The organism is Pedobacter westerhofensis, from assembly GCF_900182595.1.
GTDB classification, from domain to species: domain Bacteria; phylum Bacteroidota; class Bacteroidia; order Sphingobacteriales; family Sphingobacteriaceae; genus Pedobacter; species Pedobacter westerhofensis.
In genome coordinates this window covers 1-22,217 of record NZ_FXTN01000022.1, presented here as the reverse complement: position 1 = coordinate 22,217, position 22,217 = coordinate 1, and the positions used below count along the sequence as shown (strand labels likewise).

Below are 22,217 nucleotides of genomic sequence, written 5' to 3'. Positions count from 1 at the left end.
AAGAATGCCCTCTTAGAATGTTTGAAAAAGTTGAGGTTCAGCGGTAATACTTTGAACACAGTCTGAAGTTAATACAGTTCGTCTGGTTTAAACCCAATGCGTGTCCTTTTTGGCGCTGGCCGTTCTCGTTTCTCCAGCAATTCGTCTAAGTAGCGAAAAACGATTTCCATGTTTTTATCTTGGTTATCCAGTTTCCCTTTAATCTTTTCAATTTCCAACCTGATCTCTGTATTGTCGGATAGCACATGGCGCATTTTGGTAAAAATGCGGATGATCTGAATGTTTACCTCAATAGCCCTTACACTGTTTAGCACACTGGAAAGCATTGCTACGCCCTGTTCGGTAAAGGCCATAATGTTATATTTCGAGTGCGCCCCGTGTCTTAAGGTGCCAAATTGGCTCCTTAAGATTTACTGTTCTTCCGTGTTTAGCTCAAGCATGAAATCTTCGGGAAAACGCTCCGCATTCCTTTTTACCTGCCGCTTTAGCTGTTTGGTTTCCACTCCGTATAGCACAGCCAGATCGGAATCCAGCATCACTTTATGTCCTCTTATTATGTAAATCTGGTTCATAACCAGTTCATCAGAAATTTTGATCTTCGTTTCCATGTTATTTATCAAGTATTTAAAACGGTCGGCAGCTCATCTGCCGACCGGAAAGGGTTAAATTGAAGCGAAAATCTGTCTTAAAGGTGCCATATCACTGCTTACCTTTTCATCCAGCATTTTTGCATAAAGTTGGGTGGTGCGTATATTGGTATGTCCCATCATTTTAGATACGCTTTCGATAGGCACACCATTCAGCAGGGTAATGGTAGTGGCAAAAGTGCGCTTGGCGATCCGGTTGCCCAATGTTTTGACGATGCCCGACAGGGCGGCAATCTCGACCAAATATTCGTTCATCTTTTGATTGCTGGAAATCGGTAGCGCCCTGTTCTGATTGACACAAAAAGGGTGATCCTTATACATTTCCAGAATATCAGCGGCTATTGGGATAAGCGGGACAGCTACTGGCGTACCTGTTTTTTTGCGGTAGCTGAACAGCCACTTTTCCCCGTCAATCCCTATACGTATGTCGGTTTGTTTAAGTTTTTGCACATCGGCATAGGACAGACCCGTATAACAGCTAAAAAGGAAGAAATCCCGAACTTGTGTAAGTCTTGCTGTACTGTATTTTTTGCCCGCAATGTTTTGCAGTTCATCCGCAGTAAGGTACTCCCTTTGTACAAGCTTTGATTTCAGCTTATAACCAAAGAAGGGATCAGTGATGATCCATTTGTTTCTAAGACATATACGGACGATTTTCCCCAGATTCTTAAGATGCTTACTGGCGGTATTGGTATCATTATCCTTCGAGGTGTGCAGGTAGAAATCAAAACCATCAATAAACTCATGATCTATATTTCGGATGTTGAGGTCACTTGTTTGGTATCTGAATAAAAGATATTCTTTAACGTGCTTTTCCAGTACCTTAAACCGTCTCAAAGTGCCTTCCGCATAATCTGCCTTTTCTACAAGTGCCGCCATGTTTGTATTATGGATTTTAATGGCCTCCATAATGGTGTGTGTTTTTTCTGCCTTGCCCAGATATTTGCATTTAACGCCTTCAGCGGATATCTCTGCGTCTTCTACACATAAAGTGGTATGGGCAGCATTAACGCCCGCTTTCATTTTGTCGAGATAGGAATTTAAGGTTTTGGCATCTTCTTTTGTGCCTATCATGTGGCCCGCTTTGGTGTTCCACAATTCCGGTTCACATTTTCTACTGGCGGACATTTCCACAGGTTTTCCGTCAACGGTAATCCTCAGATATACAGGAACAGCACCTTTAACATAGTTTTTTGGTTTCTTCAGGTAGAAGAGCAGACTGAAATTAGTTTTCATAATCGACTGATTTAAAGTTAACAAAGTTAGCCTTGCAGTCTAATCGTATCAAGTCGTTCAATGATTGAACTTTCTGTAAGTCAATAACTTACGTTGTTTTTAGTGAGTATGCCACTTTGTAAAACTACTCACCGAATCACTCACTTTTTTTATGCGATTTATTGCATATTTTGGGTTTTCCGGTAAAACAAAAAAGCTTGCAATCATTTGATTTGCAAGCTTTTACGTAGTTTTGATACTATCTTCTGTGATCCCGCTGGGATTCGAACCCAGGACCACTACATTAAAAGTGTAATGCTCTACCAGCTGAGCTACGGAATCAATTCCTTTCGTTTAAGGAGGTGCAAAGATAGAAATTAAATATTATGTTGCAATTAAAAGTGAAAATAATTGTAAAAATAATTCTAATATCCTTTAAAAGCTTTTAAACATCCATTTCTCGGAGGCATTTCAAATGGTTCTGTAAGCTTAATCTGTATCCCTGCTTAATTTGCTAATGATTTCTGCATGTTCAGGGTACTGGTTAAGCAGGTCGGTCCGATCTGCCATTTCAAATTCAGCGAATTCGAACCCAGGCGCCACAACACAGCTTACCAGGGTAAAATCGGCTCCTGAAGGGATTTCTGCTGCAAACCATAGTCCTGCCTCTACTAGGAAAGAAAGACTTCCTGTAGCCCTGTCAGACAGTTCCTGATTCGAATATATACCTGCCTTGTCAATCATATGGATCATCAGTGGTGCGCCCTTATGAAAATACCAAATCTCATCCGAAGCAATCCGGTGAAAGCCTGAATAATCTTTTCCTTCAAGTAGGTAATAAATGGAGGTACAAGCATTGTAAATATTGAACAGACTGGTGGAAACTCTTGTTACCTCTAATTTAGAGCGGTAAAGTTCATTATAGTAACCACCTTCGGGATGAGGCTGCAGATTCAAATTTTTGATCCAGTGCGCAGCAGTTTGTAAGATTTCTTCAGACATTTTGTAATTTAATATTTTTATGATTTATTTACGTAATTGTTTTAATTAAAACGTAAAAATCCTTATTATCGTATTTTATATTCTGATCCTTAGTCTATCTTTATTGAATGGATATTTTTCCTACACAGTATTCTTTGCTTTCTGCAACTGCCCTGACAGATGCCCTTGAAGAGCTGTACGGATTAAAAGGGATGACATGCAGACTATTAATTCATAACGTCAGCGATACTTATCTTTTGGCAAACGAGGCTGAGCATTATATTTTCAAAATTTACAGGGCTGCGCATCGAAATGTAGAAGAAATCAGGGCTGAAGCTGAATTGCTGAACATTCTCCATGAAAAAGGTGCCAGTTTCTCTTATCCTTTGTATGATCTGAATGGAAGTCAGATCCAGTCATTTAATGCTGCCGAAGGATTAAGATATGGGATGCTTTTCAGTTATGCAGAAGGCAAGGTCTGTCAGATGATGAACAATACTCAGTTGGCCACTGTTGGACGTGAAATGGGCCGCTTGCATCAACTGACGTCAACGATGGAACTCATTCACCCACGAAAGGAATATAATATCAATTCCATGTTAATTAATACCCTTGAACGGGTCAAACCAGCTTTCGCTGAGCTTCCTGACGAATATGAATATTTGCGTGAAAGCAATAAAAAAGTTATGGCAATGCTGGCAGGGTTTGATACGGCTTGCTTCGGATTTGGATACTGTCATTACGATTTTCTGCCAAAGAATTTTCATTTTGAGAATGACGACAAGCTTACTTTTTTCGATTTTGATTTTGCGGGAAAGGGATATCTGGTTAATGATCTTGCCTCGTTCTACGCCCATTTCTTTTTGCAGGTGGTGTTTAACGTAATGTCACAGCAGGAAGCAGACCGGTCATTTAAGGTGTTTTTGGAAAATTATCAGAAAGAAAGGTCATTGAGTGATGCAGAGATCGCATCAATCCCATGTTTCGGCTATGCGTGGTGGATCTTTTACATGGGTTTCCACTATGATAATTTCGAAGACTGGTCCAATTTTTTCTTTAGCCCAAAGTTTTTGAAAGAGCGTGTGGGCTGGATCAGGAAATGGGTTGAGTGGTATATCGATAAAGCCTGGGATTATTCTGGTAATTGTTAAACCTCGGCATAGATTTAAAACTCCTCCTCAAGATAAATATCATGTACAAGGAACTTCACTTTGGCCAAAGGTTCCAAAAGCTCAGTAATGTCATCTGATCCAATAGGATAGATCGTTTCCTCTGAATCAGGAATTTCTGAATCAGGAATCAGTTCAAAAAACTTGACAGGAAGATCAGTGTCCAATTCTACCAGCTTGATGTACTTTACGCCGTTGGCTTTCCAGTTCTCAAGGATTTCAATGTTAAATTGAGTGTAGGGGTTACTGCGTTCATTCTCCATGTGGTAAAGCTAAGGATTTACGCGCAGGAACAAGTATAAAAAACAAAGCGGGAGGATATCTGATCTGTACAGGGCCGTTATCAGGCAGTTCCAATACCGGTAATGACCGGGGAGTGTGCTATGGGAACGCTATATATGCGCCCCGACTGCGCTATTTAGCATAGAAATGCTTACTCTTCGTTAACACACATGGCTGTCATAGTGCTTTGGGGACGATTATGCAGGTATTCAGCCTATGACGGTGACTGAAACTTAAGAGAACTCCATATTTTGCGCAGCCTGATATGGATGGTATCATGTAAAGCCTCAGGACTTAAGTGCTACCAATTCAAATAAAATTCAATAAATTTAAAATTATATAAAATGTTTATCTGAGACAGTCGTCTTTATAAGAAACAGCGAATATTTTGAAAGCCGCATACATGCCCAAAGACCAGAACAGTTACATCATAGAAACCATTAAAGCATATGGCAAAAGCTTGATGGGCTTTATTCGTAAACAGGTGAAAAGCGATGCGGATGCAGAGGATATATTGCAGGATGTTTGGTACCAGTTCAGCAATGTAATCAATGCACAGCCGATTGAGCAAACCAGTGCCTGGTTGTACAGGGTGGCAAAAAACAGAATACTCGACAAGCATAAAAAACATGGCGAAAGCCTGCTGGAGGACATGTATAAAGTAGATAATGAGGATGACACCACTGATCTGATCAGCATGCTGATGATTGAAGTAGGCACTCCTGAAACTGAATATCTGCGGAGCCTGTTCTGGGAACAGCTGGCACTGGCACTTGACGAATTGCCGGAAGAGCAGAAGCAGGTTTTCGTCTGGCAGGAGCTTGAAGATCTGTCTTTTGAAGAGATCTCGGAAAGGACAGGCGTAAAGTTTAATACCCTTGTATCCCGAAAGCGTTATGCTGTGCTGCACCTGCGTAAGCGTTTAAAACAACTCTACCAGGAAATTATTGAATATTAATCACACAAGGAATCCCTTACAGTCAAATTATTATATCACTGTATCAGCTTCAGATCAATTAAAAAAAATGAAAAATACATTTAATAGAAACAGAAAAAAATTCTTTCTCATTCCTTTCGGTATCGCGGCCCTACTGGCTATTATCAGCTACGTGGTGATGCTGCTCTGGAACAATTTGCTTCCCGAAATTCTTCACGTCAATCCGATTACTTTCTGGCAGGCGATGGGCATCTTTATCTTATGTAAGATCCTGTTCGGCTTCGGTAAAGGCCACGGGGGAGGCCCCTGGGGCCGCAGGAAGATGGTGGAACGCTTTAAAAATATGACACCCGAAGAAAGGCGCGAATTCAAAGAAGAGATGAAGGAAAAAATGTGCGGATGGAATAAATCCCATCCGGAAAATAGTTAATATAAAAACAGAAAATATGCATCTGATTATATTTAAAACAAGCGTAGTCACGCAGAAGCAGGTACTGCAATTGAAACCCTTACTTAAGGCCCTTCCGCTGATTGCAGAACATAACTTTGACCTTGATGATTGCGATAATATTCTGAGGATTGTAAGTACAGAGTTAAAACCTCATATTATTTGTGACCTTTTGAACACTGAAGGATACAGCTGTGAGCCTCTGGAACACTTTATATATGCGAGGTGACGTTTCCGTCATAACGGCCCGGAACCGGGACATAGCCCATACTCTTGTACCCAATCTCTGATGTAAAGTAACCCAGTAAAGAAAGTTGCCTGATCATTGCATAATAAGAAGCTGGGGGATTCTTTTTCAGGTAATTTGGTTTGCCGCCTGCCTGTGCTGTTTTTTGTCTCTCAGCTTCTTTCTGCTTCAATAAATCATTTTTCTTTTTGTCTTCTTTTACAACAGCATCGAGGCTGATCAATAGTTTTTTTCTTTCTGCTGCGCTGCTCTCCAAAAAACCTTTGCCATTCATTTTCCTGCAGGATTCTTCCAGTTCCTCAAGACCGGAGAAAAATATCACCTGTTCTTCTGCTGAATAGCAGTCGCGCACCATCGTTTTCATAAAGGCACCAACATTTGCTTCTTTGGCACCGCCCGATGCAGCAGTTTTAGGCAGAATAGTTTCAGCCACTTCGTTTAAATAATTGATCTGAGATTCGTTGAGTACTGTCTGACCTGCAACACTATGTTCGTTTTTACATCCACTGATAAATAAATCGCCACCGATAACTGTAGCACCTAAAATGAGGGCTACCCTTGAAATTGCTGTTCTTCTGTCCATACTCAATAATTATAGGTTTCCTTTTTTCAGTTCATTAAAAGCGAAGTCGCATGCCCTGGCGGTAAGTGCCATATAGGTTAGCGAGGGATTCACACAGGCAGACGAGGTCATACATGCACCATCGGTTACAAATACATTTAGTGCATCCCATACCTGGTTATGTTGGTTGAGTACTGATGTTTTTGGATCGTTCCCCATTCTGGCTGTGCCCATTTCGTGAATTCCATGGCCCATGGCATGTCCGCTGTCCCATGTGCGAATATTCTTCACACCGGCAGCCTCCAGCATCTCCGCAGCTTCCGATGTAATAGCAGTACGCATTTTCTTCTCGTTATCTTTTAACTCAGCATCCATAGAAAGGATAGGCAGTCCCCATTTGTCTTTTCTGTGGGGATCCAGGGTGATTTTATTTTCGTGGTACGGAAGGATCTCACCAAAGCCGGTCATTCCAATATTCCAGCTACCCGGATGGGCTAGTGCATCTTTGAATTCGCCACCAACGTTAAGTTCGGCAATTTCCCTGCTCCATGAGTCTCTGCTGGCACCTCCCTGATATCCAAAGCCACGTGTAAATTCTCTCTTATCCCCATAAAGATTGGTAAATCTTGGAATGTAAAATCCGGTTGGCCTGCGTCCATAGATAAAATGGTCATCGTAGCCTTCAATACTTCCCGAGGCCCCCAGGTTATAATGATGGTCCATAATATTGTGGCCCAGTTCGCCGCTGCTGCTGCCCAAACCATCTTTCCATACATCAGTTGCGGAATTCATCAATACCCATGCAGAGTTCAGCGAGGAAGCATTGAGGAATATAATTTTCGCATGGTATTGATAGGTTTGATTCGTCTCTGCATCCAGAATCTCGACACCTGTTGCTTTCTTTTTGTCCTTATCATATAAAATCCGGGTTACAATACTCCATGGCCTGACGGTAAGATTGCCTGTATCCATTGCTGCCGGCAGGGTAGACGATTGCGTACTGAAATATCCACCAAAGGGACAACCTTCCCAGCAACGGTCCCTGAATTGGCATCTGGTGCGCCCTGGAATTGCTTCAGTCAGGTTGGCAACGCGACCGTTGATTAGATGGCGCTGGTTATTGTAATGTTTTTTGAGCCGGCTTGCGACATCTTTTTCCACAATATTCATGCTGACAGGCGGGAGGAAATGACCGTCCGGCAAATGTGCGAGACCATCTTTTGCGCCGCTGATCCCGGCGAATTTCTCGACATAATCATACCAGGGTGAAATATCTTGATAACGTATAGGCCAGTCGATCGCCCAACCTTCTTTTGCGTTGGCTTCGAAGTCAAAGTCGCTCCAGCGATAACTTTGTCTGCCCCAAAGGGTAGAGCGCCCGCCCAGCTGATAGCTTCGCCACCAGGTGAAAGGTTTTACTTCTGAATAGGGGCTATCCTGTTCATTGGTCCAGCAGTCCATTACTGCCTCGTTAGCCGCCCAGCCACGATGTATAACCGGATAATTTTTCTGCTGTTCTTTAGTCGTACTGCCGCGGTGTTCAAATTCCCAGGGCTGACGTGTGCCGTATTTATAATCTTTGATATGCTCGTAATTCCTTCCTCTTTCGAGCATTAGCGTTTTTAAACCTTTACCAGTAAGTTCTTTTGCTGCCCAGCCGCCGCTGATACCTGATCCGATTACAATTGCGTCATATGTGTTTTCTGCCATGGGCTATATTTGGTTGATATTAAAGTATAGTACTGTATTGCTAATATATCGATTTAGAATGATACGGACAATAACGCAGGGGCTGTAAAAAAACATTGTATGCTTTTGCTTGTTCTTCTGTCAAAATCAAAATATGCCTGAAGGACCATCTATCGTCATTTTAAAGGAAAAAATCTCCTACTTGAAAAATAAAATCGTCTCGGAAGCGTCGGGATATGCAGAGATTGATATGGAAGAATTATCACATAAAAAGATCATTGATTTCAAATCCTGGGGCAAGCATTTCTTTATCTGTTTCAGTGATTTTACAATCAGGATTCACTTTGGATTGTTCGGAAGCTATCAGTTTCATGAACCCAAGAAAGTAAACCCCAAGCTGGCCCTGCACTTTAATAATGACGATGTGTACTTTTATGTGTGTACCATAGAACGGCTGGATGGAACGCTGGATGAGATGTACGACTTCAGTACAGATGTAATGAGCGATGAATGGGATGACGCACAGGCGCTGAAAAAGCTGAAGGATTTACCTGACAGCCAGATTGCCGATGTTTTACTTGATCAGAAGATTTTTAGTGGCGTGGGGAATATCATCAAGAATGAAGTATTGTACCGTGCTGAAGTACACCCGGAAAGCCTTGCAGGAAAAATTCCTCTGGCCAGACTCAAAACGATCATTAAAGAAGCCAGGGATTACAGTTTTGATTTCCTGAAATGGAAGAAGGCAGATCAGCTGAAGAAAAACTTTGAAGTTTATACCAGGAAAGAAACGCGCTCAACAGGTAAGCCTGTGACCAAAAAGGATACCGGTAAAAGCAAGCGCAGCAGTTATTTTTCAGCGTCAGAGCAGAAATTGTATAAGTAAGCATCTCAATTACAAATCCGGGAATATTAACCTCCAATGATATGAAAAGGAAAATTACAGTAAGTTTAGTTGTTATCTTTTTGTTCGCTTTAGCGACCATATTATATGGAGATGGAAATAACACATCTCCGGATATAATTCGTTTTGGCTTCCCATTTCCGTTCCGGGAAACATACACAGGTAAATCATACGATCCAAATCTGCAAAGGGAGAACTTCTTTCTTTACAATCTGATTGGTGATCTCATAGTGTTAGGAGTAACTATTTTTTTTTCAAACTTAGTGCTAACAGCATGGATCAGACGTTCCAATTCTAATTAATTAGGAGCTACGTTTTGATGGGTTCTAAAAAGCGATTCTTTTTTTAATCCCTACTGGCATCAGCGAGTATAAGATCATAAGGTTTTTTCACTTCGGCATGCGTCAACTCCAAAATCTCTGCATCTCCATAACCTTCAATTGTATCCTCGCAGAAATAGGAACTCTGCCATCCTTAACTTGTTTAGCCCTGCATAACCAATACAAAACTGATAACTTGATGTGGTTTTTCTTCTCTCACACTTTTAAAGTTTTTGCAGGTATTTTGGGTCTTTCCCTAATACCACACATTCTTCGTTATACTCCACCTCAAGGCCGATTTTTTAGTAAATCGGTTACCCAATTTTCAAACAAGAATAGGTAACTGATTAGTATGGTGTATAATGACTAAAATTAAATAGTTATTTGAGAAAAAGCGCCTTTAAAAAGTGTTTTAAACAAAAAAGCCCCACTGGCGTGAGGCTTCGGGTGACCCCGCTGAGGTTCGAACTCAGGACCCATACATTAAGAGTGTATTGCTCTACCAGCTGAGCTACAGAGTCATCGACCGTACTAATATAATAAAATTTTGTATTTCAATGTTAAACTTTAATATCGCCTTCGATCGAATCATCAAGAGTTTTGCCTAATGCTGCTCCAATAACCGTTTTAATTCCCGCAACCACATTACCGTGTTTGTTGTCCCAGTAATAACCTGTTTCCGGGGAAACTTTGATGATTGCGATCCTTTGGTCGTCCTCACCATCCGTGAACCAGGTTTTCATGATCGGGTTCCACAGTTCTTTGATCCTGGCTTTGTCGGCAGACAGGATTGCGGTGCCTTCAAGAAACAGGAAGTCGGAGTGAGGGGATCCCTGGAAGTATAATTTTACATTTGAATCACTGCTGATATCCTGATAAGTATGACTGTCATTAGCTACAAGAAACCACAAAGTTCCCTGGTCATCAATTTCCTGCACGTTCATCGGGCGTGTGCCAACTGACTCTGACGATGACGACTTAGTGCATAAAAAGCAGGTTTTTGCAATATCTACCAGTTCTTTTATTTTTCCAATTGCAGCAGCGCTGTCCAGGTTTTGATGATTTTGCTCGGTTTGGTTTTGATTAATGCTGTCCATAGTTATATTTTATGAAAGCATTACAATTGATTGAAATATTTGTTTTAAAAAGGAGCTACAATCCGCACAACCAGAAGATAACAACGACGTGCAGATTGACTGATCAGCTACTTTAAATATTACAGACCATCCTGTTGGATTACTGTGCGTTATCATGATCCCCAACCTGAAATATCTCCCTTTACGATCCCCAGTTTTGCTATTTTTGATTCCAGTGTTGTAGGTTTGATATTCAGTAATTCAGCCGCCCCACCGGTACCGCGTATGCGTCCCTGTGCTTTTTTAAGGATGGAAACCAGGTAAGCTTTCTCTGTTTCTCTCTGGAGCCGCCTGACATCATCCAGTGTTTCTACGTAGGATACTTCCAGGGGTTCCGCAGTTTTCCCAATCAGGTTTTGTTTCAAGTGCAGTGCAGATTTTCCATCGTTGAGGATAACCGAGCGCTCAAGGACATTCTCCAGTTCACGGATATTACCGGGCCAGTGATAAGCATCCATTTCTTCCGTCATTGAGGGCGAAATGCCATTGAAGTCCTTGTTGAATTCTTTACAGAACTTGTTTGCGAAAAAGGAGGCAAGAGCGGGTATGTCACTTTTCCGGTCACGCAGAGGAGGCAAAGTGATAGGGAATACATTCAACCGATAATACAGATCAAGTCTGAACCTGCCATCTGCCACTTCTTTTTCCAGTACACGATTTGTGGCGGCAACGATCCTGACATCTACCTTTCTGGGTACATTGCTGCCAACATGGTTGATTTCCTTTTCCTGCAAAACCCGGAGCAGCTTCGCCTGCATTTCCAACGGCAGTTCGCCAATTTCATCCAAAAATATCGTACCTCCTTCGGCCTGTTCAAATCTGCCTTTTCGTCTTTCAGTGGCACCGGTGAAGGCTCCCCGTTCATGGCCAAATAACTCAGACTCGATCAGTGTAGGAGGGATGGCACCGCAGTTAACTTCTATAAAAGGCGCATCGCTCCTTGGAGAAATTGAATGGATAGACCTGGCAACTTTTTCTTTCCCTGTTCCACTTTCGCCAAGTATCAGCACCGAGGTGTTGTATTGCGCTACCTGCTTGGTGAGGTCCAGTGCCGCGAGCAGGAGCGGATGGTTTCCGATGATGCCGTTAAATTCGAGGTGCCCCGATTCTTCATGATCTGGCCTGCCGACGACAGGTGTTTTGGAATGTACTGCAGATTCCGTAAGAACCATTTTCTCAGTAACTTTTGTCAGGCAGGAGCTGAAAAGTTTTAATATAGCAGTGTGTTTCTCGGTGTAAAGATCGCGCTGCCGGCTGTAAAAGCTATACTGAACTACTGTTCCTGTGCTCAGTTCCAGCTGAAAGATCAGTTTTGATTCCATTTTGAAACAATCCTGCCACATTTGATCCACTGACTCTGCCGGGTAGCTTTTAACAAGGCCGTTTTTATCTAGCCCTGCTATGGTCATGAACTCCTGTTCACCAATATACTGGAATTCGTCAAAACCAATGCGCAGATAGGCGGAATCTGTAAACTGATCAGAATGCAGCTGCCCATTTCCTGATACGATCAGATCAAAGGGTACAAACACCCGTAAAGCTCGTGTGATCCTCAGAAACTTTCCCCTGGCATCCGATGAAGTGTCATCTGCAATTTCCTGCAGTTGTTTCTGAAGCTGCTTTTCCTGCAGCAACCTTGCTTCTGTACTGTTTTTTTGACGGTACCATGCAATATCCAGCGCCACCAGAAGGTCTTTCTCCCTGTATGGTTTTACCATAAAGCCGTATGGTTCAGTTTTCTTTGCTTCTTCGAGTATTTTCTGACTGGAGTTCGCAGACAGGTATATAAAGGCAATGTTCTGCGCATTGAGTATCCTGGCCATATCAATGCCGGAACGTTTCCCGTTCAGGCGGATATCCAGCAGTACGAGATCGGGCTTGTGCTTCTGGATGTATTCATCTGCCTCTTCAGAAGATGCCGCTATGCCGGCCACCTGATAACCCGCTTGCTTTAGTGTGAGTCGAAGTGAGTTGGCAACAACAAATTCATCCTCAACAATCAGTATACTTTTTTTCATTTTTGATTAGCTGCTTTTAGTACCGTTATACTATCTATTTTTTAAACTAGGACTGCTGCCCGGGGAGCTCAAATTTTAAAACAGGAAAACGTACTGTAATGTGAACGCCATTGTCATTTTCAATATGGAAACTACCATTTAACTGCTTTGCAAGGCCTTGCATCAGGTCGAGACCCAGCGAATTATTCTCATTTGTATCAAAACCTTCAGGAAGTCCGATCCCGTTATCGGCTATCTTCAGTAATAAATGATCAGGCCCAGCATGTTGCAGAGAAATGCTGACCAGTCCCTGACTTCCGTTTAAGAAAGCGTACTTTATCGCATTCACAATACTTTCAGTAAAGATGAGCCCCAAAGGTATTGCCTGGGATACGTCAAGGTCGATCTTCTCGACAGATTGCTCAAATGTGATGCGGTTGTCGGTATCAAAACTCTCATGCAGGTACCGCACCAGATCGCTAAGGTATCCGGCCATGTCGATTGTGGTAGTGTTTTCGTCCAGATAAAGCTTTTGATGGATCAGCGACATCGCCTGCATGCGCCTGAGGCTATCCTTGATGGCTAGCAGGGCGCTGGCATCTTCCAGGTAAACGGACTGTGAATACAACAGGCTGGTGACCATCTGCAGGTTGTTTTTAACCCGGTGGTGGACTTCCTTGACCAGCCATTCCTTTTCTATGAGAAGTTTCTCCTGGTTCATGGTCAGTTTTTCCAGGAAGATGTTTTTCTGATCCAGCTGCCGCCGGCTGAGTTCGAGTTTACGATTTGTTTTCTGCTTCAGGCGGTAGCGACTGTAGATCAGTGTGGTGATGATGAGCAGCAGAACTGCACCAGCAATCATAGCATTCTGGATCAGCTGATTACGTTTCAGCTGGGCATCTTTTGCCAGTGTTTGCTTGGTTAGCGTATCGATATGCTGATTTTTCTTTTCCGTTTCATTTTCGATAAGCAGCAGCGAAACCTGGTAAGCTTTAGTGATGTTATCTGTAGAATCTTTAATCCTCTGAGCTCTCATATAATGAACAATGGCGGACCTAAAATTTCCGTTCAGCGAATCCAGCTCGAAATATCGTTTTTCTGTGAGTCGGATTTCTGCAGCATAATTGATACTGTTTACGATTTCTGCATATCTGTCATTGTAAAACCTTGCGTTTGCATACTGCCTCTTGTGCAGGTAATATTCCGCCAGGGCGGCATAGGAGCCCCTGAATACCTCATAATCATTCGCTGAAATTTTCCCGAGTAAGGCTCTGACTTCCGCTGCATAAATATCTGCGGATCTGAACTGTTCTGCAAAGGTAAGATTGGTCAGCAGATTATTGGTGACAGCAAGCCTCTCCAGATCATTGGCACTGTTTCTTTGCACCGCTGTAAGCAACATTAACGCCTTATCGAGTCTGTTTGTCCTGGTGTAGGCCGTAGCCAGTACCATGGATACCGTAGCAATGTAATCCTTGTTATTGTATTTCCTGGCAATCTGGAGTGCCAGCAGGGAGTAAGGGATGGCATTCTTATAATCGCCCATACTGCTGTAAGTAACTGCCATCGTGTGGTAGATGCTGCAAAGCTGTAAAGTGGTATCATTTACATCTTTTGCGGTTTTAATAGCCAGCAGATTATACTTTATTGCATTTGGGAAATCGCCCATCTCGTTGGACGTTCTTCCGATCAGCCAGTATGTACTGTGTATACGCCGGTAACCTATGGATTTTCCGATATTCAGTGCTTCGAACAACAGGTTTACTGCTTCATTTTTTCGTTGAGCCAGAAAAAGCAGTTCTGCATTATCTTTTAAAAGCGATGCCAGTCTGAATGTGACATTGTTCTTTCTGAATACCGCGATCGCTTTTTCGTTGTATTCCATTCTTTTCTTTAGTCCGGGAATAGTTGAAATATTGTAGGCGTGTCCCATTACAATATAAGCCTCACCCATACCAAAGCTGTTGTTCACCTTTTCAGAAAAGGTCAATACCTCCTGCGCCACTGCTGTACCCTTGGTATAATTGCCTTTTTTATTCCAGCACAGGGCAGCAAGTATCATAGAATTGATTGTTCCGTAGTTGTAATTAAGTTTGCGGCTAAGTGTTGCTGCCTGATTTGCCAGCATAAATGATGAATCGAGCTGTGCTTTTCCACTGGATGCATTATCAAGCAGTAATCTGCCAAGAGCCAGCTGAAACTGGACGCGGTTGGTATCCTCTGTGCCCGTTTTAATTTTTTGTCTGAGTACGGGTGAGGGAAGTTCCTCCAGATGAGTTGATTGTGCTTTGATCAGGCTTGAAGTGAGCAAAATAAGAAAGAACAGGCAGGATTTTCTCATTTACCTTCTGATGAAATGTGACTATGTCGATATGTTATCCCCTAATTTACGAAAAATCATTAAACCTGCATATCATTTTTATAATGACAGTTATCAAAAAGATAACCCGCGTTTTTGCTAAAATATCTGATGAGACTGTATTAGCGCCCTAAATAATATCCTGCAATCACATCTGCCATTTCTTGGGGAGCGCAGCCGCTTAAGTTGGTCAGCAGGATGATGCTGAGATCATCTTTGGGATAAACCATGACTGCGCATCTGCCACCGCCAATAGCTGTGACAGCAGGGTAGGCACTGCGCTGCATCGTTGGCCATCCCAAAGCATAACCAGTAAAAGCATCGCCAAACCCCTCAGTGCGGCCGTTGTTTAACCGCACCGGTTTCCACAAACTGGCGATGCTCTGGGATTTATTTAAAAGACGCCCACTTTTAAGTGCCGATATCCAGCTGCTAAGGTCACGCGCCGTACTGAAAGCGCCTGCATCAGCGTGCATCATAACGGGGAAAACTTCGTGGATTTGGCGTAAGTGATTTCTTTCTGAACGTGCGCCAGTTAAAGGGTCACGATAATAGTAAGAATAACTGGGCGCTTTGTTATTTATGACCTGATCAGAATTCGCGAAAAATGTACTTTTCATACCTGCGGCTGGGAACTGTACTTGCCTCAGCCATGCGTCATATGGCATTCGGTGATATTTCTCGATCACCTTCTGGACCAAGAGGTAGTTGGTAGCATTATAATAGAATACTTCTCCCGTTTCAGCGAGAAGAATTTCAAGGTACTTATCGGCTTTTGCATCCGGTGTTTGAGCATGACATGTGATACAGATCAGGGCCTTGGCGATACAAATAACAAAGCCTTTCTTCATGATCTAAAAATAATGAATTTTCAGTTAAATCAGAAAGAGCTCAGATCGTAAGATGGAATAGCATTTGTTAAAATTTATGCCGCCTGGAAGGTCCGGGCGAAGTTTAAATGTTCCCTAATAGTTCCGCCAGTTTATTGTTCAAATCGTCACCGCGCAGGTTTTTACCTACAATTTTACCATTTGGATCAACAAGAAAATTCTGCGGAATAGCCCTTACGCCATACATGCCAGCTGTCTTGCTGTCCCAGAACTTAAGGTCAGACACCTGGGTCCAGGTGAGGCCATCTTTGTGAATAGCCTTTAGCCAGTTCTCTTTTGCATTTGGACGGTCAAGTGATACGCCGATAATCGTAAAGTTTTTGTTTTTATAACTGTTATAGGCTTTAACCACATTAGGGTTTTCTGCGCGGCAGGGTCCACACCATGAGGCCCAAAAATCAATTAGTACATATTTACCACGAAAAGAAGACAGCTTCACTACATTACCAGCAGTATCAGCTTCAGCAAATTCAGGTGCTGTCGCGCCTAAAGCCACCGCTTTGAGTCTTGGCAGTATTGCTGCAAACTTTGCACCTTCCGGAGAAGCTTTGATTTCCGGAGTCATGCTGTTAAATAAATCAGCGATTTCCCTATAATCTGCACTGTAGGCAAACATTTGTAAAGCATCCAAGCTGATGAATGAGTCAGGATGAGCCTTAATAAAATTCATACTGATGTCGCTTTCCATTTTGTCTAGGGCTTTTTCTTCAAGCTTAGCCTGTTTGATAAACTCAGGAGTGGAAGCCCGGTCGCCGGCGGCCTTTTCCTTTTCAGCCATAGCTTTATAACCGTCGTTTACCGACTGTAATGCAGTGCGGTAAATTGCATTTTCAGTATTGGTTTTCGGCCCGTCAATTTTTGCATGTGCCAGCACATCGGATGTGGTCACGTTGATCGTACCAGGCTCTATGTAGATATATTTATAATCTTTATGGCCAGCGAGACCTGTTCCCTTGGGATTGTAAGTGAGGTACGCACCGGCAGGCACCAGGCCGGTTCGGCCGGTGAATTTGAACTTTCCATCTTTCAACTCAACAGAGTCAATAAATTTCTGCTTATCTTTTTGGTACTCCAGATAGACTTTAGCCGGGGCATTCATGGTACCTACATTACCCTGAACGGTGAAGGTTGAATTTTGGGCAAATAGGATAGTAGGCAAACATGCCAGTGTAGTGAGCGCAAATTTTAGCATTCTAATATTCTTGTTTTATCTGTGGTTCTAGTTATTGTGATTTATCTTAAGCTCTCAACAAATAGTTGACTTGCTACTGTTTAGCATATCATCGAAAGACAGGCTATTGGTCAAGATCTTTATCATTTAGTCCTTATTGTTCCAATGTCTGGTTTTCCGCCTGCAACTCCAAATCAAATGCGATTATGTTTAAATCGTTACAAATACAGTTTAAGAAAAATTGAATATCTTGTCGTTAAATACTGATCCAGCTTTCAGGATGAGCTGAATAAGCAATCCCGGCAATCTGCTGACAACATTGACAAAGGAATTTTAACCCTCAAAGATAAATATCATGAAAACAATCAATCCCTGGATTAACTTCAATGGCAATGCCGAAGAAGCATTTACTTTTTACAAATCGGTTTTCGGTGGAGAGTTCACGAAAATCGTTCGTTTCAAAGAGCTGGCTACAGATGATTTTCCCATAGCAGAACATGATGCAGATAAACTCATGTACATCGCTTTGCCTATCGGCGGAAATAATGTCTTGATTGCGAACGATGTCCCTGCATTTATGGGCCCGGTAAACGAAAGCGAAAACCGGTCAAAGATCGTAGTGAATGCAGAAAGTAGGGAAGAGGCTGATCAGATATTTAGCGGACTATCGGCAGGCGGGGATGTTGAAGGGCCGATAGGCGATAGCCCCTGGGGAACATACGCCGGAATGTTCAGAGACAAATATGGGATAGAGTGGATTGTAGAATTTGATCCAAGTTAAATTAAATAAATATCTATAGTCAAAGAAATAGATACCTTCCTTGACTATAAATATTTATAATTTAGGGAATGTGCCACTTTACAGGATGAGGAGTTCAACTACAGATGTCAATCATTGCCAAGATTTCAACCTTGGTCAATTAAATTAGGTTCTTAGTATGATGCCCGGTATTAGAATCTTGTTTGTGCTGAAATTTTGATTATCTTTGGGTATGCATGCGGCGGTTCAAAATAAGCAATCATTATTATCTCTACTTAAAGCCAATGGTCAAAAGTTGAGGTCTTTTGGTGTTTTAAATTTAAGCCTGTTTGGATCTTTCATTACTGGCAAATTACATGCTGATAGTGATGTAGACCTATTAGTAGAATTTGACCCGCAACAAAAGAGTTATGATAATTTTATGGATTTGTCATTTTTCCTGGAGGACCTGTTAGGCAGAAGAGTTGAAGTTGTCACTCCACAATCTCTTAGTAAATATATTGGTCCACATATTTTGAACCAAGCTGAAAATGTTTCCTTCTAATATAGAACTGTTAAAGCATATTCTAGAGGAGACTTCCTTCGTTATTGACTCCACAACAGGGAAAACTAAGGAAGATGTAATTAATGACCCGATTCTTTCACGAGCTTTGGTACGAAGCCTTGAAATTATTGGTGAGGCTAGCAATAAAGTTGATCCTGATTTCAAATTATTGTATCCTCACATTGAGTGGCGAAAAATGTCAGGAACAAGGAATCGTCTGATTCATGATTATTTTGGAATAGATTACGATATCTTTTGGGACATTATTGTATCTAAGCTCCCAGATCTAAAGAATGATATCAGTGACATTATTTTAGAGCACTAAATTTTAGCCGAAAGTAAACCCCGATTATATGTTCGGATTAACTGAGTCTATGGATAATATCTAAAATATTCTGTTTCCACTTTGGATAAAGTTCCTCATTTTCCGTCCACAGTTCATTTAGTTCTGAATTTTTATCAATTACTTTTTTCAAGGCGTCTACAGCTATAATTTTTAAGTCTTCAACTTCTAAATCTTTATGCAAAGATCCGAATACATTCACATTACTTTCGTCGTTAAGTTCTTCATTATCATTTCTATATTCAGTTCCATTCACGAGATTATCAATATATGCTGCAGACACTATAACAGCATGGCCTTCTTCGTATTCTAAATATTCTGATAATATCGCATTCTCAAAAGAAGATTTAAAGAATACTCTTGCATTATTTTTGATTTCTCCATCAAAATCGTATGCTGTATCATCGTCAAATATTCCGCAGTCCCAAGCGCCCATAATTTTTAGCAATTGAAAAATAAAATTGATTAATGTAGGATAATAGAGCTCTAATTTACAGTTTTTGATTTAGCGTCAAAATGTATTTTTAGAATTGTTTGAAATAGATGGTAAATTCAATCGAATTTGAGGAAGTTTTTTAACGCAAAAAGCCTCAATTTGCATTGAGGCTTTTGTGATCCCGCTGGGATGTGAACTTCGTTCACTTTTCAGCGTTTAAGGGCTATCTGGACGGTTTTTGAAAAGCGACTCACCGAATCACTCACCTTTTTGTCTGTATTTTTTAGTTGCAATTGCTATTGTTGAAGATATGGATTTATTATAAGATCACAAAATTTCATTTTGACTCTTTCGAATACGGATAAAACAACATTTTTTTCTTTCAAAAAACTTAACCTCTCCACCAAAATTATTCTTTACGGGTGATGCACAATTGCTATAGTATAAGCTATCATCAATGATTTTTTTTCCATTTTTATATGTAATCCCGAACTGCTATGTTCAATATTGACTGACAAAATATCCATTTTTGTCATGAAAACATTTCAAATGAAATGAAATATCTGACAGTGAGGTGTGTATAAATAAATAATAAAATATTTCACAAAAGAACTCAAAGTATTTTATGCAATTTCAAACGAGGAAGAATGTAGAAGTATTTCCTTACTGTAGTAATATTTTTAGCAATAAATCTGGTTTTACCTTGGGCATCAAAAATTATTCCAATTTTATTAGCAAATTATTACTGTGATTTATAGTTGACTGACAAATTGCTGACTGGCACTGTGATTGATTATCAGAATGGGCTTGCAGAAATTTTGGTCGATCGATGCAGGCTTACAATCAAGGCAAGAAAGCTGGATAGCTTTCGATGGTTATTTTCTTAATTAACGGCGCAAAGATAAAAATAGTTTTCATTTATTCAAATTATTTACGCTGGCAAACAAGAAAAATCCATTTGTCCGAACCAACACTGGCATATGAGTGATGTAAGTATGCTTAACTTAATAACAAAGACATGGAGAATTTTCCTAAGAAAAATTGGGTGTTAAGCCCCTCTGAGCGAGTCAAACCTCAGTTTTTAAGATTAATAGTTGAATTATTAAGCATGGAGGTGAAAAATGGCAACAAACAGAACTAATCACCTTAATGATGTTTTAATTACACACAGGATCAGTAAGGAAGAAGCTTTATTAGTTAAGCACAAGAACAAGCGGGATGAAATAGTAACAGCTTTGAAGAATAATTATGGCGTTGAAATTTATGATCCGTTTAACTCTGGCTCGTACGCTAAAAACACCGCTGTAAACAAGAAGTTTGATTTCGATCTAATGGCTCCCTTTAAGCGGAATGCATTTTCTACACTTAAAGAAATGTACGAAAGTGTTTATGATTTTCTGAATGAAAAATACAGTGGCGAGGCAATTGTACGCAAGCAGAAAGTTTCTATTGGGATTGAGTTTTATGCTGATGATGATAACGATGTAGTTAAAGTCGATGTGGTGCCTGGAAGGGAGCTAAACAATGATCAATATAAAGATGATAAAAAACTTAACCTCTATGTGTATTATCAATTCGGTAAAATGGAGGCGGGAAGTGATTACATTAGAAGTAATGTTAGCGCCCAGGTTTCCAATATTAAGGAAAATGCAAATAAGGTAGATCTTCGCAAGATAATCAGACTTTTAAAGATTTGGAAGATACACAATAATAAGATTCCTAAGTCTTTCTTTATCGAACTGATCACCATTAAGGCATTTGATAAAAAGGATGTCTCCGGTAGTCTTTGGGATAAGCTAAAGATCGTGATGGAGTACATCAAAGACAATGTTGAAACGGTTTCTCTGCCTGATCCGGGCAATGGAGGCAATGAGGTTGCGGATTCATTGAGTGATTGGGATAAGTCGAACATGAGTTCTGATATGGAATACATGATAGACCGCATTGAAGACAATAGCGATAATATTAAGATTTATTTTCCTTTGAATGATAAATTTCCGATAGAGGAAGAAAGTAAAAATCAGTATAGCTCTAGCAATGCAGGATTTTCTGTACCACCAGCAACAAGGTTTGGATAATGATGGAGAGGTTAACGCAAATCAGTGATTTCGTAACCCGATTAGAAGATGTAGCAATCACAATACCTTTCGATGAAAACAACGAAACCATCAAAGGTATTGTGACAGTTACTGTGGAAGATCGCACGGAGGTATTTGAGGTAATAATCCTCTCACAGTATCCCCAGAAATTTCATGACTCTGAAACGATACGCTTCATCAACAAGGGATTGATTGAGACCAACCATGTAAACTGGGATGGTTCAATTTGTGTCCACACCCTTCATTCACCTGATTTAGCGCAAAAACTGCTACTGGATTTCGGGGCTTTGAAAGCTTGGATGCTAAAGTACCTGATTAAGCAGGAAGTCGATCCCCATTATGAACACATTGTAGTTCCCACATCTGCGGTGAATGGAGTTAAATCTGTGATGCTGTTTACTGAACTCGATCATTCTTTTAAAAATGGAGATTTTGGAAAAATTGAGTTTTCAGAACTGCAAGCAGGAAAAGTCAAAGATGTGGTCACAAGGACTTACATCCTGCAATCTGTTGAGGCCGGAAAAAAAGAGATTTCCTGTAAGTGGAGTGGAATGTATAACGCTATGGAGAAATATCAGGGTATCTATCTTTTTATGGATAAACCGCCCATTAGGAATAGGCGATTTGCAATAGAAAACTGGGAGGAACTGACAGGATATTTTTCTTATCAGTTCCTGGATTATTTGCGATCTACGGAGCGCAGTCTTTCTGATATTACTTATGGCAAGCTTACATTACTCTTGGGCTACCCCATTGTCAATGGATCAGAAATTCATTGGGAGATGATAACTATAGAGAAAGGTAAATTTCCGAATTATATTGAACGCATTAAAGGCACCAGGCATTATGCTTGGAAATTAAAGGATCAGCCTATCTTGTGGGAAGAAACGAAAAATAGCAGTTATAACTATTTTTTTGGCAGAGGAAAGCTTTCCGATAGTTTGACAGAAAAGAAGATACTCATTCTAGGGCTTGGTGCGATAGGTTGGGAGTTTCGGCAAAACTGACCCTATCATTCCGCAATTAAACTGACGTTCTATTCCGCTCCAAATTGACCCCTCTGTTTCGGTGCAAACTGACC

At 41.0% G+C, this 22,217-nt stretch carries 21 protein-coding genes, 2 tRNA genes and 1 pseudogene; 9 read left to right on the top strand and 15 right to left on the bottom strand.

The window, feature by feature from the left end; translation table 11 throughout:
- Positions 1-68: 68 nt before the first annotated feature.
- The 5 genes and pseudogenes from FN831_RS28540 to FN831_RS26840 all read right to left on the bottom strand — a co-directional run bounded on the left by FN831_RS28540 (position 69) and on the right by FN831_RS26840 (position 2,864).
- Positions 69-353 carry a hypothetical protein gene (locus FN831_RS28540; RefSeq protein WP_246101788.1) on the bottom strand — a complete coding sequence of 95 codons (285 nt, stop codon included), beginning with the start codon at positions 351-353 and terminating at the stop codon, positions 69-71.
- 18 nt (positions 354-371) lie between these two features.
- Positions 372-536: pseudogene (locus FN831_RS28535) on the bottom strand (ORF6N domain-containing protein); the annotation flags it as partial.
- A gap of 126 nt (positions 537-662) precedes the next feature.
- A complete protein-coding gene (locus tag FN831_RS26850; RefSeq protein WP_142531295.1) occupies positions 663-1,883 on the bottom strand; it encodes a site-specific integrase in 1,221 nt (406 codons plus the stop codon).
- A 248-nt stretch (positions 1,884-2,131) separates the two neighbouring features.
- Positions 2,132-2,204, bottom strand: a tRNA-Lys gene (locus FN831_RS26845).
- A 147-nt stretch (positions 2,205-2,351) separates the two neighbouring features.
- Entirely contained in the window at positions 2,352-2,864 is a 513-nt protein-coding gene (locus FN831_RS26840; protein ID WP_142531294.1) for a cupin domain-containing protein, read from the bottom strand.
- Between the two features lie 107 nt (positions 2,865-2,971).
- Between FN831_RS26840 and FN831_RS26835 the strand changes: the two genes are divergently transcribed.
- Positions 2,972-3,994, top strand: coding sequence for a phosphotransferase enzyme family protein (locus tag FN831_RS26835; protein ID WP_142531293.1), 1,023 nt, complete (start codon positions 2,972-2,974; stop codon positions 3,992-3,994).
- Positions 3,995-4,008: 14 nt separating this feature from the next.
- Here FN831_RS26835 and FN831_RS26830 read toward each other — a convergent pair whose 3' ends face one another.
- Complete coding sequence (locus FN831_RS26830) at positions 4,009-4,275, bottom strand: hypothetical protein (RefSeq protein ID WP_142531292.1); 267 nt, start codon at positions 4,273-4,275, stop codon at positions 4,009-4,011.
- A 407-nt stretch (positions 4,276-4,682) separates the two neighbouring features.
- Between FN831_RS26830 and FN831_RS26825 the strand changes: the two genes are divergently transcribed.
- Positions 4,683-5,252, top strand: coding sequence for an RNA polymerase sigma factor (locus FN831_RS26825; protein WP_246101786.1), 570 nt, complete (start codon positions 4,683-4,685; stop codon positions 5,250-5,252).
- 67 nt (positions 5,253-5,319) lie between these two features.
- Entirely contained in the window at positions 5,320-5,661 is a 342-nt protein-coding gene (locus FN831_RS26820) for a hypothetical protein (protein WP_221931420.1), read from the top strand.
- 230 nt (positions 5,662-5,891) lie between these two features.
- On the opposite strand, the gene FN831_RS26815 is transcribed toward FN831_RS26820, so the two are convergent.
- Together FN831_RS26815 and FN831_RS26810 are read right to left on the bottom strand one after the other, a co-directional pair.
- On the bottom strand, positions 5,892-6,509 hold the full coding sequence (locus tag FN831_RS26815; RefSeq protein ID WP_142531291.1) for a gluconate 2-dehydrogenase subunit 3 family protein: 618 nt from the start codon (positions 6,507-6,509) through the stop codon (positions 5,892-5,894).
- Positions 6,510-6,518: 9 nt separating this feature from the next.
- Positions 6,519-8,198, bottom strand: a complete 1,680-nt coding sequence (locus FN831_RS26810; protein ID WP_142531290.1) for a GMC oxidoreductase — start codon at positions 8,196-8,198, stop codon at positions 6,519-6,521.
- Between the two features lie 133 nt (positions 8,199-8,331).
- Here FN831_RS26810 and FN831_RS26805 point away from each other — a divergent pair, with 133 nt between their 5' ends.
- Entirely contained in the window at positions 8,332-9,063 is a 732-nt protein-coding gene (locus FN831_RS26805; RefSeq protein ID WP_142531289.1) for a DNA-formamidopyrimidine glycosylase family protein, read from the top strand.
- Between the two features lie 786 nt (positions 9,064-9,849).
- Here the strand turns inward: FN831_RS26805 and FN831_RS26800 are convergent.
- The 6 genes from FN831_RS26800 to FN831_RS26775 form a co-directional block, all read right to left on the bottom strand.
- Positions 9,850-9,922, bottom strand: a tRNA-Lys gene (locus tag FN831_RS26800).
- Positions 9,923-9,961: 39 nt separating this feature from the next.
- The gene (locus FN831_RS26795; RefSeq protein WP_142531288.1) at positions 9,962-10,498 is read right to left on the bottom strand and encodes a pyridoxamine 5'-phosphate oxidase family protein; all 537 of its coding nucleotides are present in this window, start codon (positions 10,496-10,498) and stop codon (positions 9,962-9,964) included.
- Positions 10,499-10,650: 152 nt separating this feature from the next.
- Entirely contained in the window at positions 10,651-12,555 is a 1,905-nt protein-coding gene (locus FN831_RS26790; RefSeq protein WP_142531287.1) for a sigma 54-interacting response regulator, read from the bottom strand.
- 46 nt (positions 12,556-12,601) lie between these two features.
- Entirely contained in the window at positions 12,602-14,875 is a 2,274-nt protein-coding gene (locus tag FN831_RS28020; RefSeq protein ID WP_142531286.1) for a histidine kinase dimerization/phosphoacceptor domain -containing protein, read from the bottom strand.
- Positions 14,876-15,015: 140 nt separating this feature from the next.
- Positions 15,016-15,744, bottom strand: coding sequence for a serine hydrolase domain-containing protein (locus FN831_RS26780; protein ID WP_142531285.1), 729 nt, complete (start codon positions 15,742-15,744; stop codon positions 15,016-15,018).
- 103 nt (positions 15,745-15,847) lie between these two features.
- A complete protein-coding gene (locus FN831_RS26775; RefSeq protein ID WP_142531284.1) occupies positions 15,848-16,975 on the bottom strand; it encodes a TlpA disulfide reductase family protein in 1,128 nt (375 codons plus the stop codon).
- Positions 16,976-17,309: 334 nt separating this feature from the next.
- Here FN831_RS26775 and FN831_RS26770 point away from each other — a divergent pair, with 334 nt between their 5' ends.
- The 3 genes from FN831_RS26770 (at position 17,310) to FN831_RS26760 (ending at position 18,583) form a co-directional block, all read left to right on the top strand.
- Complete coding sequence (locus FN831_RS26770; protein WP_142531283.1) at positions 17,310-17,735, top strand: VOC family protein; 426 nt, start codon at positions 17,310-17,312, stop codon at positions 17,733-17,735.
- 211 nt (positions 17,736-17,946) lie between these two features.
- Complete coding sequence (locus tag FN831_RS26765; protein ID WP_142531310.1) at positions 17,947-18,258, top strand: nucleotidyltransferase family protein; 312 nt, start codon at positions 17,947-17,949, stop codon at positions 18,256-18,258.
- Positions 18,245-18,583 carry a HepT-like ribonuclease domain-containing protein gene (locus FN831_RS26760; protein WP_142531282.1) on the top strand — a complete coding sequence of 113 codons (339 nt, stop codon included), beginning with the start codon at positions 18,245-18,247 and terminating at the stop codon, positions 18,581-18,583. Before FN831_RS26765 ends, FN831_RS26760 begins: the two co-directional genes overlap by 14 nt.
- A gap of 37 nt (positions 18,584-18,620) precedes the next feature.
- Here FN831_RS26760 and FN831_RS26755 read toward each other — a convergent pair whose 3' ends face one another.
- Positions 18,621-19,037, bottom strand: a complete 417-nt coding sequence (locus FN831_RS26755; protein WP_142531281.1) for a DUF4259 domain-containing protein — start codon at positions 19,035-19,037, stop codon at positions 18,621-18,623.
- 1,121 nt (positions 19,038-20,158) lie between these two features.
- Here FN831_RS26755 and FN831_RS26750 point away from each other — a divergent pair.
- Positions 20,159-21,115 (top strand): nucleotidyltransferase family protein, encoded by a 957-nt coding sequence (locus tag FN831_RS26750; protein WP_142531280.1) that lies wholly within the window; start codon positions 20,159-20,161, stop codon positions 21,113-21,115.
- Positions 21,115-22,143 (top strand): hypothetical protein, encoded by a 1,029-nt coding sequence (locus FN831_RS26745; protein WP_142531279.1) that lies wholly within the window; start codon positions 21,115-21,117, stop codon positions 22,141-22,143. Before FN831_RS26750 ends, FN831_RS26745 begins: the two co-directional genes overlap by 1 nt.
- The last annotated feature ends 74 nt before the right edge of the window (positions 22,144-22,217 follow it).